Origin of the sequence: Polaribacter sp. KT 15, assembly GCF_900143115.1 — a bacterium.
GTDB classification, from domain to species: Bacteria; Bacteroidota; Bacteroidia; order Flavobacteriales; family Flavobacteriaceae; genus Polaribacter; species Polaribacter marinaquae.
This window is the reverse complement of the sequence record NZ_LT670850.1, coordinates 716,607-730,340: the sequence shown is the minus strand read 5'-3', so window position 1 is coordinate 730,340 and position 13,734 is coordinate 716,607. Positions and strand designations below refer to the sequence as shown.

General features: G+C 30.0%; 11 protein-coding genes and 1 tRNA gene. 6 read left to right on the top strand and 6 right to left on the bottom strand.

Annotated elements, in window-relative coordinates; translation table 11 throughout:
• Nucleotides 1-18: 18 nt before the first annotated feature.
• The 3 genes from B5464_RS03370 to B5464_RS03360 are packed head-to-tail and all read right to left on the bottom strand — an operon-like array spanning nt 19 to nt 5,392.
• Entirely contained in the window at nt 19-1,656 is a 1,638-nt protein-coding gene (locus B5464_RS03370; protein ID WP_079737191.1) for a M1 family metallopeptidase, read from the bottom strand.
• A gap of 3 nt (nt 1,657-1,659) precedes the next feature.
• Nucleotides 1,660-3,987, bottom strand: a complete 2,328-nt coding sequence (locus B5464_RS03365) for a DPP IV N-terminal domain-containing protein (protein WP_079737190.1) — start codon at nt 3,985-3,987, stop codon at nt 1,660-1,662.
• 16 nt (nt 3,988-4,003) lie between these two features.
• Entirely contained in the window at nt 4,004-5,392 is a 1,389-nt protein-coding gene (locus B5464_RS03360; protein WP_079737189.1) for a dipeptidase, read from the bottom strand.
• A gap of 105 nt (nt 5,393-5,497) precedes the next feature.
• Here B5464_RS03360 and B5464_RS03355 point away from each other — a divergent pair.
• Nucleotides 5,498-5,579: transfer RNA gene (locus B5464_RS03355), tRNA-Leu, on the top strand.
• A gap of 51 nt (nt 5,580-5,630) precedes the next feature.
• Here B5464_RS03355 and B5464_RS03350 read toward each other — a convergent pair.
• Together B5464_RS03350 and B5464_RS03345 are read right to left on the bottom strand one after the other, a co-directional pair.
• On the bottom strand, nt 5,631-6,074 hold the full coding sequence (locus tag B5464_RS03350) for a thioesterase family protein (RefSeq protein WP_079737188.1): 444 nt from the start codon (nt 6,072-6,074) through the stop codon (nt 5,631-5,633).
• A gap of 66 nt (nt 6,075-6,140) precedes the next feature.
• The gene (locus tag B5464_RS03345; RefSeq protein ID WP_079737187.1) at nt 6,141-8,267 is read right to left on the bottom strand and encodes a carboxy terminal-processing peptidase; all 2,127 of its coding nucleotides are present in this window, start codon (nt 8,265-8,267) and stop codon (nt 6,141-6,143) included.
• A 225-nt stretch (nt 8,268-8,492) separates the two neighbouring features.
• On the opposite strand from B5464_RS03345, the gene surE reads away from it, so the two are divergent.
• From surE to B5464_RS03320, 5 genes are read left to right on the top strand one after another with little or no spacing between them, the layout of a single operon-like run.
• Nucleotides 8,493-9,263, top strand: coding sequence for a 5'/3'-nucleotidase SurE (surE, locus tag B5464_RS03340; protein WP_077809985.1), 771 nt, complete (start codon nt 8,493-8,495; stop codon nt 9,261-9,263).
• Entirely contained in the window at nt 9,251-9,538 is a 288-nt protein-coding gene (locus B5464_RS03335) for a hypothetical protein (protein WP_079737186.1), read from the top strand. Before surE ends, B5464_RS03335 begins: the two co-directional genes overlap by 13 nt.
• 1 nt (nt 9,539) lies before the next feature.
• Nucleotides 9,540-10,649: a lipid-A-disaccharide synthase gene (gene lpxB / locus B5464_RS03330; RefSeq protein ID WP_079737185.1), complete on the top strand. Its 1,110-nt coding sequence runs from the start codon at nt 9,540-9,542 to the stop codon at nt 10,647-10,649.
• Between the two features lie 11 nt (nt 10,650-10,660).
• Nucleotides 10,661-11,152 carry a C40 family peptidase gene (locus tag B5464_RS03325; RefSeq protein ID WP_079737184.1) on the top strand — a complete coding sequence of 164 codons (492 nt, stop codon included), beginning with the start codon at nt 10,661-10,663 and terminating at the stop codon, nt 11,150-11,152.
• 26 nt (nt 11,153-11,178) lie between these two features.
• A complete protein-coding gene (locus B5464_RS03320; protein ID WP_079737183.1) occupies nt 11,179-13,197 on the top strand; it encodes a ComEC/Rec2 family competence protein in 2,019 nt (672 codons plus the stop codon).
• A 2-nt stretch (nt 13,198-13,199) separates the two neighbouring features.
• Here B5464_RS03320 and B5464_RS03315 read toward each other — a convergent pair whose 3' ends face one another.
• Nucleotides 13,200-13,718 (bottom strand): DUF255 domain-containing protein, encoded by a 519-nt coding sequence (locus B5464_RS03315; RefSeq protein WP_079737182.1) that lies wholly within the window; start codon nt 13,716-13,718, stop codon nt 13,200-13,202.
• Between the last annotated feature and the right edge of the window lie 16 nt (nt 13,719-13,734).

Below are 13,734 nucleotides of genomic sequence, written 5' to 3'. Positions count from 1 at the left end.
TGCGGCTTTTTCTTTATCTTATTTTTTAACAGAAATATAAAAATTTGAATCAATTTTAAAATCAGTTTCTCTATCTTTTAAAATGATTTCTTGTTTTTCTGTAGAAGGATAAATCCACTTTTCTTTATCATTTAAATAAACTTTTAAGGGCATATTAAAATTATCTACAACATTAATCCAATTATAAGTTAGGGTGTTATTTTTAATTTTATAAGTCAGCGTCGGTATTTTTTTATTTCTTAAATATTGGTCAAAAAAAGTTTCTAAATTGATTCCTATTTCTTTACTTAAAAAATTTTCAATCTGTTTTGTAGTTACAGTTTGATGATAAAATACTTTATTCATTTTTCGTAAAATACTGCGCCATTTTTCATCATTATTAACTAATTGTCTTAAAGTATGTAACATGTTGCCACCTTTATTATACATGTCTCCAGAACCTTCTTTGTTAACATTGTATTTGCCAATTATTGGTGCTTTATTACTGATAGAATTTCTTAAACCAATTACATATTCTGATGCTGCTTTTTTACCGTAATAATAATCTATAAATAAACTTTCAGAGTAATTTGTAAAGCTTTCATGAATCCACATATCTGCAATGTCTTTATTTGTAATGTTGTTTGCAAACCATTCGTGACCAGCTTCATGAATTATAATAAAATCAAACTTTAAACCCCAACCTGTACCAGATAAATCTCTACCTAGGTAACCTTGTTTGTATTGATTGCCATATGTAACAGAACTTTGATGTTCCATACCTAAATAGGGTACTTCTACCAATTTAAAACCATCTTCGTAAAAAGGATACGGACCAAACCAATGTTCAAAGGCTTTCATCATTTTTGGAGCATCTTTAAAATGCTTTTTAGCTTTTTCTAAATTGTATTTTAAAACATAGTAGTCCATGTCAAGATCTCCCTTTTCACCATCAAAGACTTCAGAAAAATGTGTGTAATCTCCAATATTTACATTAACACCATAATTATTTATTGGATTATCTACGTACCAATTATAAGTAGTGTATTCGCCATGTTTTTTTACGCTTTCTAACCTTCCGTTAGAAACATCCATTAAATTACTTGGTACTGTAACACTAATTCGCATGTTTTCTACTTCATCATACATATGGTCTTTACAAGGCCACCAAACACTTGCGCCTAAACCTTGGCAAGAAGTTGCTACAAAATGATTACCATTTTTATCTTTTCTCCACGAAAATCCACCATCCCAAGGTGCTCTAATTGCTTCTTTAGGATTTCCTTTATAATGTACAATAATACTATCCGTTTTGCCAATAATTTGCTTTTTTAAAAGCTTTACAAAGTGAGCATTTCCATCATGTATAACTTCTAATTCTTTTTCATCTTGGGTAACCTTTGTAATCTTTAAAGGAGCCTGTAAATCTATTTGCATTGTATTATGAACACTTAAAACTTTATATTTTATGGTGTTTTTACCAGAAATAAATTTTTTGTCTGGATTTACTTTTACATCTAAATGGTAATACGTTAAATCCCACCAAATTCTCTCTAGTGTAATACTTCCTCTTAAAGTATCTTGCCTTGTAAAATTGTTTTTTTCGGTCATTAAACCTTGAGCTTTACAAGAAAAAAAGCTCAAAGAAAGAAAAAGAATTAAAAGTATTTTTTTCATAAATTATTTAATTTTAAAACCTTTTGCTGGTTTGGCATCTAATAAATGAGTTACAAAATAATCCCATCGTTTTCTAGTCATGTAGTTTGTCATGTTGCCATAACCATGCCTTTTATTCGGGTATAAAATCATATCGAAATCTTTGTTTGCATTTATTAAAGCTTCTACAACTAACATTGTGTTAGATGGCGGTACATTATTATCCATAGAACCATGGGTAATTAGTAATTTACCTTTTAAGTCTTTTGCAATTAATTGATTTGCCTGATTATCGTAATTTGTTGTTCCGTCTGCTTTACCTTCAATATTACCTTTTTGTAAAAGACCTTGCCATTTTTCGCCCCAATCTGCCTCGTAATTTCTGTTATCATGATTTCCAGCTCCAGAAACTGCAACGTCATAAAATTCTGGGTAAGCAAAAACTGCTCTTGTAGAGGCAAAACCACCACCAGAATGTCCCCAAATTCCAACTCTTTCAGTATCCATTCCTTTATATTTTTTTGCCAATTGTTTTATTGCAGTAATATTATCTGGTAAACCATTATCGCCCATGTTACCATAATATGCATCATGAAAAGATTTAGAGCGCATTGGTGTACCCATTGCATCTACAGCTACAACAACAAAACCTAATTCTGCAACAGCCTGAAAATCTCTCCAGACAGGTCTAAAACCGTAATTACCAACAGAACCAGATTGCGGACCAGGATAAATGTAGTTTAAAACCGGATATTTCTTAGATTCGTCGTAATGGCTAGGTAAACACATTATACCGTAAATATCTGTGTTCTCGTCTCTAGCTTTTACAGAAAATTCTACAGGTGCTTGCCAGTTTCTTTCTTTTAATTTAGAAATATCAGCAGTTTCTAAATCCATTATTTTTTCTCCGGAATTATCTCTCAAAACAGAAATAGGAGCAGAGGTTGTTGTAGAATAAGTGTCTACAAATAAACTATAATCGTTATTAAAACTTACATTGTGAGTTCCTTTAGAAGGAGTAAGATTCACCATATTAGATCCGTCAAAATTAATTTTGTAGTAGTAGTTATGATAAGGATTACCTTCTTCTTTACCTCCTGCAGAAAAGTAAATAACTCTATTTTTTTCGTCGATATTTTTAACTTGTTTCACCAACCAATTTCCTGTTGTAATTTGATTTTTTAACTTTTTAGTTTTTAAATCATATAAGTAGATATGTCCCCAATTTGTTTTTTCTGAATACCAAATAAACTCATTTGAATCAAATAAAACTTTCCAGTTTTCTGCGTTTACACCAGATTCGTAATAAGTATCTACTTCTTCTTTATGTATAGAAGTTACTTTACCTGTATTTGCATCTGCAATTTGTAAATGTGCAATTTTGTGATCTCTAGAACTAGAAACAAAAGCAAATTTTGTACCTTCTTTGTTCCATTGGGCATCTAACAATTCGTTATTTCTACCGGCAATATGGTCTGTAGTTGTTCCTCTTTGAAAATCTTTACCCATTTTTAGGCGAACCGTTTTGGGTTTGTTATTTAAATGGATGATTACACGTTCTATCGTAAAGATTTTTTCGTCGCCAGGTAACGGATGTTTCCATGCTTCTAATCTTGGGTGCCCCACATTGGTAGAGGTTAAATACATCATGCCAACGCCTCTTGCGTCTTGCTGAAAAGTTGCAATTTTATCTGAGTTAGGAGACCATTTTAAAACAGCGCCATCACTTTTAATCCAACCTGCGTTGTTTGTGGCGTAACCATAATCTTTTTCACCATCAAAAGTAACTTGGGTTTTTTTATTGGTTTCTAAATCTCTAATCCAAAGGTTATAATTGTCTATGTAAGCAACTAATTTCCCGTTTGGAGATACATGCTCATTTCTGCTATATTTTTTGGTGTTTCCTTGTTTTTTAGTCAAAGATTTTTCATCTATATTATAGCTGAATTTTTTATTAGAAGTAGAGAAATTTATATTTTCTAAATCTTCTGAAATAGTTACATTATAAATTGGTAAAGCAGTTGCTTTAATTTCTTTATCTAATTCTTCTGATAATAAAGAAGCTAAGTTTTCATGGTCGAATGCAGTTGCTTTCGTTTTAGAAGTTGCATCTGTTAAAACATATCGTTTACCATCTTCAGTATTTGTAGAGTAAATTAACTTATTACCATTTGCAAAAGAAACGTTAGAAACTTGGTTGTGCACAAGACGGTACAAACTTCTGTCCATATGTTTTGCTGCAGCTTCATATTCTGCAATAGTAAATTGTTTTTGTTCTTCGGTTTTAGAACAATTAAATAGTAATGCAGTAAAAATACTACAAACTAAAAATTTGGTTAAGGTAGATTTCATATTGAGTTTAATTATGTTAGTTAGATAATTCTGTAAAATATTTATAGAAATAAGGTATTGTTTCGATTCCTTTTAAATAATTCCAAACACCAAAATGTTCATCTGGAGAATGTATTGCATCTGAGTTTAAACCGAAGCCCATTAAAATAGTTTTGCTTTTTAGTTCTTGCTCAAATAAAGCTACAATTGGTATACTACCACCACTTCTTTGCGGTATTGGAGTTTTATTAAATGTAGTTTCGTAAGCTTTACTTGCTGCTTTATAAGCAATATTATCAATTGGTGTAACATAACCTTGCCCACCATGATGAGGTTTTACAACTACTTTTACAGATTTAGGAGCAATACTTTCGAAATGAGTTTTAAATAACTCGGTAATTTCCCTCCAATCTTGATTTGGTACCAAACGCATCGAGATCTTTGCATATGCTTTACTAGCAATTACCGTTTTTGCACCTTCACCGGTGTAACCACCCCAAATTCCGTTTACATCTAAAGTTGGTCTAATAGAATTTCTTTCGTTTGTAGAATATCCGTTTTCTCCATACACATCATTTATATCTAAAGCCTTTTTATAATCATCTAAAGAAAACGGAGCTTTAGCCATTTCTGCTCTTTCTGCTTCTGATAAATCTTCTACTTTATCATAAAATCCAGGAACCGTAATATGATTGTTTTCATCATGTAAAGAAGCAATCATTTTGGTTAAAATATTAATAGGATTTGCTACTGCGCCACCATATAAACCAGAATGTAAATCTCTATTTGGACCTGTAACTTCTACTTCTACATAACTTAAACCACGTAAACCTGTTGTGATTGACGGAATATCGTTTGCAATCATTCCGGTATCAGAAATTAAAATAACATCGTTTGCTAATTTTTCTTTGTTTCTAGGGACAAACCAAGCTAAACTTTCTGAACCAACTTCTTCTTCTCCTTCAATCATAAACTTAACGTTACAAGGCAAGTTTCCTGTTGATGTCATATACTCTAATGCTTTAACATGCATATACATTTGGCCTTTATCATCACAAGCACCTCTTGCAAAAATGGCTCCTTCTGGATGAATTTCTGTGTTTTTTATCACGGGTTCAAAAGGAGGTGAGGTCCATAATTCGATAGGATCTGCTGGCTGAACATCATAATGTCCATAAACTAAAACAGTTGGTAAATTTTTGTCTATAATTTTTTCACCATAAATAATAGGATATCCTGGTGTTTCACAAAGTTCTACTTTGTCGCATCCTGCTTTTTTTAAGCTTTCTAAAACAAAATCGGCAGTGTTTAAAACGTCTTTTTTATATGCGGTGTCTGCGCTTATCGAAGGAATTTTTAGTAAACTAATTAATTCGTCTAAAAATCTTTTTTTGTTGTCTTGTATGTATGTTTGAATTGTATTCATGAAGTTTTTTTTAATTTCTTACTCAAAAATAGAAAAATTATTATGAACAAGTTTGTAGTTTGGAACTATTGTTTATATTTGCATCCCGAAATAACGGGAAAAGTTGCAGGCGTGGTGGAATTGGTAGACACGCTAGACTTAGGATCTAGTGCCGCGAGGTGTGAGAGTTCGAGTCTCTCCGCCTGTACAAACAAAAAAAGCTGAAGTAATTTACTTCAGCTTTTTTTTGTTTTAAGAATTATCTAGTTAAAGAAATTACTTCAAAATCTTCTGCTCTTTGTGCGTGCTCGAACATTTCTTTTGTTTCTTCTGGCGGAGTTCTAAGTTTTCTCTTAGTTAAATCTATCCAAGCGCCATATACTTTTATAATCGCAGATAATTTACCTTGTTCATTAAAAACTTCGTGTACTATTTTCCAACGTTCGTTGTTTTCAGACAAACCTTGTAACTTAAGGTTTACTGTAATGTTTTCTCCTAAATGAATTTCTTTTCTAAAAGAGGTTTCTTCTGTAAATAATATCGGACCTAAATTATGCTTCGTAAACTCTTCGATAGAAAAATTGTATTTCGCAAAATAGCGTACTCTAACTTCTGCAGCATAATCGTTATATGCTGTATGTCTCATGTGTCTGTTTGGGTCAAAGTCAGACCACTTTGTGTTAAAAGTTACTTTAAAACTCATATGTTTATAATATAAAAATACCTGATAAACTTAATTTATCAGGTATTTAAGGTTAATTATTGATGTTTAGTTTTTTACAATTTCTGAAGAAGTTTTAACTTTTAAATCTTTTAAAACATTTAAAGCCTCAGAAACATATATATCTTTTGATAAGTTTTTATGCCACGCTTTTCTTTTATTAGCTAAAACACTATCTTTTTTAATTAAAGGTAATTCGTATTTAGGTGATTTAAAACTAAGATTAGATTCGTATTTAAAAACGTTTGCATATTTTTTAGAAGCATTTTCTACTACTTTACTTTCTCTAGAAAATTGCTTTAAATTTAAAGAATAGGTTGTGTCGTCTTGCTTTTCTTTTAGCCACTTTGCATAATCGTTTATCAATTTAAAATTAGCATCAGAAGCAATTCTATTTTTACTATTATTTACAACGTCTGCAAAGTTTTCGTAAGTATTTGTTTTTGTATATTTTGCTTGTGGTACTTTATCCCAAACAAGTGCGCCGTCTAAATCTCTTTCACCAAATTTCATATAACTATATCTATCTGGCATTGCAATATCAGAATAAACACCTTCTATTTGAGTAGAACCACCGTTAACTCTATAAAATTTCTGAATTGTCATTTTAATAGCTCCTAAATCTTTTTCGTACTTCGGATAAAAATTGTTGATAGGAATTACACTTTGTACGGTTCCTTTACCATAGGTTTGGTTTCCGCCAATAATTACAGCTCTTCCATAATCTTGCATTGCTGCTGCAAAAATTTCTGATGCAGAAGCAGAAAGTTCGTTTACCAAAACAACCACAGAACCATCCCACTGCATTTTAGGATCAACATCATTTTTAACGATTGGATCTTGTCCTCTATATTTTACTTGTACAACAGGTCCTTGTTCTATAAACAAACCAGCAATTTCTATGGCTGTTTTTAAAGATCCACCACCATTATTTCTTAAATCAATTAACAAGCCAGAAACATTTTCGCTTTTTAAACGCTCAATTTCTTTTTCCATGTCTTTTGCAGAGTTTCTTGCATTTGCATCAGAAAAATCAATATAAAATCTCGGTAAATCTATTAAACCATATTTTTTTCCATCTTTTTCTACAATCGTAGATTTTACAAATGTTTCTTCTAATTCTACAACATCTCTAATAATCGAAATTACTTTCGTAGAACCGTCGAGTTTCTTTTTTACCGTTAACCTTACTTCTGTTCCTTTTGGACCTTTTATAAATTTGATCGCATCGTCTAATCGCATACCAACAATATCTACTGGTTCTTTATCACCTTGTGCAACTTCTAAAATGATGTCGCCCGCTTCTAAGTCTCCTTGTTTCCAAGCAGGTCCACCAGATACTAATTCAAAAATTTCAGTATAAATTCCTTTTTTTAGTAATCTAGCACCAATTCCTTCTAATTTACCAGACATATCTTGGTCAAAACGCTCTTTAATTCTTGGCGCCATATATGTTGTATGCGGATCGAATGCACCCACAACACTATTTAAAAAAGTAGAAAACCAGTCTTCGTGTTCTAATTCTTCAATTCTTAAATAAAGTTCGTCCATGTTTTTAGAAACTTCTGCTCTTGCTTCTTTTTCTAAGGTTTTAAAAGATTTTTTCTTAAAATTCTTATCTTTCTTTATTTGAGATTCTTGCTTATCTAATTTGTCTTGTATTCTACTTAAAACGTTTAGTTTTAATTGTTTTCTCCAATAATCAATTAATTCGTTTTCATTTTTAGCAAAAGGCACGTTATCATAATCGATATCTATAATTTCGTCTTTTTTAAAGTTGAAAGGACTTTCTAATAATTCTGCGTAATAAGACTCAGCATTTTTAATCTTATCTAAAAAATTACTGTAAACAAGGTTGTAAAAAGAAACATCGTCTTTTAACAATTGATTGTCAATTTCATATTTATATTTCGAGAATTTTTTAATGTCTTTTTGAGTAAAGTATCTTTTATTTGGGTCTAAACCATCAATAAAACTATTAAATACTTGCTCAGAAAAATTGTCATTCATGTCTTTTACTACAAAATGACCTCTTGTTAAAATGTTTTTTAAAACATATACTAAGATTTTATCTTTTTCTGGATCTGGTTCACTAAACTTAGTATTTGCTTGTAAGCTACTAAATAGCATTAAAAATGCTAGAAACGATATTTTAATTCTAAATGCTTTCTTCATAAACCTTCTGTCGTGTGATGTTTTGTATAATTACTGTTGTGCTGCTACTAAACTACTAAAATAATGCCAAATATTTAAAGTTACTAACGCTAATGTTAATTTTTACTTTTAGCACTAAAATTTATTAGTTACAAATTTAACCAAATGTAAACGCTTAGATTCTTTACAAATTGTTAAAAAGAAACTCCTATAAATAAATTACATTTGTATTTAAATTTTACAATTATGCAAGAAAAGCCTTTAATTTTAGTTACAAATGATGACGGAATTACTGCTCCTGGTATTAGAGCATTGATAAAAATAATGAATAAAATTGGTGATGTAGTTGTGGTTGCGCCAGATAGCCCGCAAAGCGGAATGGGACATGCAATTACTGTTGATAATGTTTTAACTTGTAACCCAATTACTATAGATGAAGGGCCTCAATTAGAATATACTTGTTCTGGTACGCCTGCAGATTGTGTAAAAATGGCAATTAGCGAAATTCTAAATAGAAAACCAGATTTGTGCGTTTCTGGGATAAATCATGGCGCAAACTCTTCTATAAATGTAATTTATTCTGGAACAATGAGTGCAGCGATAGAAGCAGGAATAGAAGGTGTACCGGCAATAGGTTTTTCTTTGTTAGATTTTAAATGGCATGCAGATTTTAAACCATCAGAAGAATTTGTAAAAAATATTACTTTAAATGCTCTTTTAAACGGAATACCAGAAGGTGTGGTTTTAAATGTAAATATTCCTGATTTAAAAAAGGAAGAAATAAAAGGAGTAAAAGTTTGTAGACAGGCTAGTGGTTATTGGAAAGAAGATTTCGACAAGCGTAAAAGTCCTTTTGGTAAAGAATACTATTGGCTTTCTGGGCAATTTGTTAATAAAGATAAAGGGCAAGACACAGATGTTTATGCGTTAGAAAATGGATATGTTTCTGTAGTTCCTGTTCAATTTGATATGACAGCACATCATATGATTCAAAAACTAAATTCTTGGGAACTGTAAAAAAAGATATTTTAATAGGATTTTTAGTGGCCCTATTTGCCACTTTTGGTGGTGTTTTTTTGTATTTAGAATACTTTTCTAAATTTAGTTTTGATGATACCTTAAAAATGATTGAAGAAGGAAAGTTATATGGTAAAGTTTTGTCTTTAGCCGCAATACCTAATTTATTTGTCTTCTTTGTTTTTATAAAAAAGAAACAAGATCATAAGGCAAAAGGTGTTTTATTAGCAACAATTCTTATTGCGTTAACAACATTATTATTAAAGTTTTTCTAAAATGAAATATTATATAATTGCTGGTGAAGCTTCTGGAGATTTACACGGTTCTAACCTAATGAAAGAACTGTTGAAAAAAGATGCTGCTGCAGATATTCGTTTTTGGGGAGGCGATTTAATGAAAAATGTTGGCGGAACTCTTGTAAGTCATTATAAAGAAAGAGCTTTTATGGGTTTTTTTGAAGTTCTAAAAAACCTTTCTAAAGTTTTAGGATTTATAAAAGATTGCAAAAAAGATATTGAAAAATTTAATCCGGATGTAATTGTTTTTATTGACAATTCTGGTTTTAATTTGCGAGTTGCTAAATGGGCAAAAGAAAAAGGTTTTAAAACTAATTATTATATTTCTCCGCAAGTTTGGGCAAGTAGAGCAAGCAGAGTTAAAGATATTAAAAGAGATGTAGATCAATTATTTGTAATACTTCCGTTCGAAAAAGAATTTTACAAAAAATACGATTACGATGTTACGTTTGTTGGGCATCCTTTAATAGATGCAATTGCAAATAGAGAGCGAGTTTCTGAAAGAGATTTTCGTAAAGAACACAATTTATCTGATAAAAAAATTATTGCTTTATTACCTGGTAGTAGAAAACAAGAAATTACAAAAATGCTTTCTGTAATGTTGTCTTTGGTGTCAGATTTTTCTGAATATCAATTTGTAATTGCAGGTGCGCCAAGTCAAGATTTTTCTTTTTATCAGCAAATAATACAAGATAGAGAAGTAGCGTTTATCAATAACAAAACCTACGATTTGTTAAGTAATTCTTATGCAGCATTGGTTGCGTCTGGTACAGCAACTCTAGAAACAGCACTATTTAAAGTTCCGCAAGTTGTTTGTTATAAAGGTGGTTATATTTCTTACCAAATAGCCAAAAGAATAATTACTTTAAAATTTATTTCTTTGGTAAATTTAATTATGGATAAAGAAGTGGTAACAGAATTAATTCAAGAAAACTTTAATAAGAAGAATTTAAAAAAGGAATTAGATCTTACTTTACAAGAAGCATCTAGAGAGCAAATGTTTTTAAATTATTTTGAATTAGAAAAAAAATTAGGCGGTAAAGGAGCATCTAAAAACGTAGCTACGGCAATTGTAAATTCATTAAAATAAAAAGTTTGAAGATGAGAAATTGGTATGTTGTATTACTGTTATTATCTTTTGTAATTACGTCTTGTTCGTCAACTAAAAATGTAAGTAATTCAGCAAAGAAATCAGTAAATAAGCCAATTTCTAAAATAGATAGAGTTGTTGCCAATGCTTTAAAATACAAAGGTGTTAAATATCGATTTGGCGGTACAACTGCCAAAGGTATGGATTGCTCTGGTATTGTTTATGTTTCTTACTTAGACGAAAATGTACAATTGCCTAGAATTTCTAGAGATATGGCAAAAAGAGGAAGGAAAATTGCCTTAAAAAATGCCAAAAAAGGAGATTTGCTATTTTTTAAAACTGCAAAAAAAGGGAGAGGTATCAATCATGTTGGACTTATTGTAGCTGTTTCTAATGGTAAAATTAAATTTATTCATGCTACTACATCTAGAGGTGTAATTGTTTCTGATTTATCTCAAAAATATTGGAAAAACGCCTATGTTAAAACAAACAGAATCTTATAGTTTTTTTTTAGTAACTTGACGTTGCTATGAAAAGGTTAATTAAATACGTGCCTTTACACTTTTTGGTGTTTTTAATTTTAGGAATCTGTTTGCAGTTTTATTATGAAATTTGGCAATATGGTTTTCTAAAATTATCTGTTGTATTTAGTGTTTTTCTTGTTTTAAACATCCTTAATATTAAAAAGCAGTTAACTACAATAACTTCTTTTTTAATCTATTTCCTTATAGGTGTTTCTGTAACGTTTCTCAACGATTCTAGAAATTATAAAAATCATTACAGCAATTTTTATAAAGAGGAAGCGCAAGTTCTTTTAAAAATTACAAAGGTTTTAAAACCAGGAAACTATTATCAAAAATATATTGCTGAAATTATAGGTTTAAATCAGCATAAAACTAGAGGATTGGTTTTATTAAATGTTCAAAAAGATACTATAGATTTTAGAATTTCTATTGATGATCAGTTGTATGTAAAACCTATTTTTAAAGAGTTAATTCCGCCCTTAAATCCGTATCAATTTAATTATAAATCGTATTTAGCAAAACAAGGAATTTATCATCAAATATTTATAGAAAAAGAACAATACCAAAAATCGAATTTAGTAGAAACTTCGGTGGCTCGTTTTGCAGAAAAAATTCGGAATAATATTATTACGTCTTTAGAAAAAAGAAGTTTTAGTAATGATGAATTGGCTGTAATTAAGGCGCTTTTATTAGGTCAAAGACAAGATATTTCTAAAGGTTTATTAACAGATTATCAAAATGCAGGCGCAATACATATTTTAGCAGTTTCTGGTTTACATGTTGGTATTTTACTATTAATTCTAACTTTTATATTAAGACCAATAGACAGGTTTAAAAACGGTAAATATATCAAAGCAATAGGTATTATTGTTTTCTTATGGATGTTTGCATTTATAGCAGGTTTATCTGCTTCTGTGGTTAGGGCGGTTACTATGTTTTCTTTTGTAGCAATTGGGCAGTCATTTCAAAAGAAAACACTGATAGAATTCTCTTTAATTACCTCAATGTTATTCTTATTGCTTGTAAAGCCAATGTTTTTATTTGATGTTGGTTTTCAGTTGAGCTATCTAGCTGTATTCGGAATAATTTGGGTTCAACCAAAACTAGATTCTTTATATGTTCCAAAATATTATTTAGATAAAAAAATATGGCAATTGCTAACCGTTTCAATTGCAGCCCAAGTAGGTATTTTACCCATAAGTATATATTACTTTCAACAATTTCCGGGTTTGTTTATGCTTTCCAATATAGTAATCATTCCTTTTTTAGGGATTATTCTCGTTGCAGGAATCGTCATAATTATATTATCCATTTTAAATATTTTACCACAGTTTTTAGCTGATTTTTACGGAATAATAATTTCTTTAATGAATAGTTTTGTTCGCTTTATTTCTCGTCAAGAGCAGTTCTTATGGCAAGAAATTGCTATTTCATTTAAAACAATGTTAGTCTTGTATTTTATCATTTTTTCGGCTGTTTTCTTTTTATTGAAGAAGAATTCAAAACGCTTGGTAATCTTTTTAGTATCAATAGTATTGTGTCAAGGTATTTATTTTTTAGAGCACAAAAAAGTAAAGGAACAGAACGCTTTTATGGTTTTTCATAAGAGTAGATTTTCTGTTGTTGGAAATAAAATTGGAAAACAACTAAATATTCAGCATAATATAGATTCTGTTTCTGTAGATGATATTAAAGCTGTTAAACCTTTTATGCTTTTAGCAAAAATAGAGAAGATTAATAAAGGTGATTTTAAAAACTATGTAAATTTTAAAGGAAAAGATATTTTAATAATTGATAGTTTAGGAGTGTATCAATTAGAGAAAATAATTAACCCTATTGTGATTTTACAAGATTCGCCAAAAATAAATTTAGAAAGAATGTTGAAAATGCTAAAACCAAGTTTGGTTATAGCTGATGGCTCAAATTACAAAAAAGACGTGTTGTTTTGGGAAAAAGTATCTTTAAAATTAAACGTTCCGTTTCATTATACAGGTCAAAAAGGCGCTTTTATTTTAACTGATTAAAATTACAAGCTACTTTTAAAGTCTTTGTCGAAATCTTTCCAATTGGTAGTTTTGTATTTATCCGCAGAAAAATAAACTAATATTTTTTCAAACATTTCTTTTTGTTGATAACCAGGTATATTTTGAAGTAATTCTTCATCTTCGGATAGAAATATGGTTGATGGATACGATAGTTTTCCGTTCATTATAGTAGCTGGTAGTTGATGAAATCCTCTTCTGCCACTTTTTTGAAACTTAAACGTATGACCATTGTAGGTTATGTCTTTTTTCTCTTCTCCGTTTAGCTTAATTGCGTAAAAATTATCATTAATTATTTTGATAATAGTCTTGTTAGAATACGTTTCAATATCCATTTTTTTACAGAAACCACACCAATCTGTATACACGTCAATTAAAATTGGTTTAGGTGTTTTTGCATTTAATGTAATGGCTTCTTCAAAAGACAACCATTTAATTTTGTCTTGCGAGTGCATAGACAATGATGCTAATGTTAACGTTAAAAAGAAGATTAATTTTCTCATGATTTATTATTCGCAA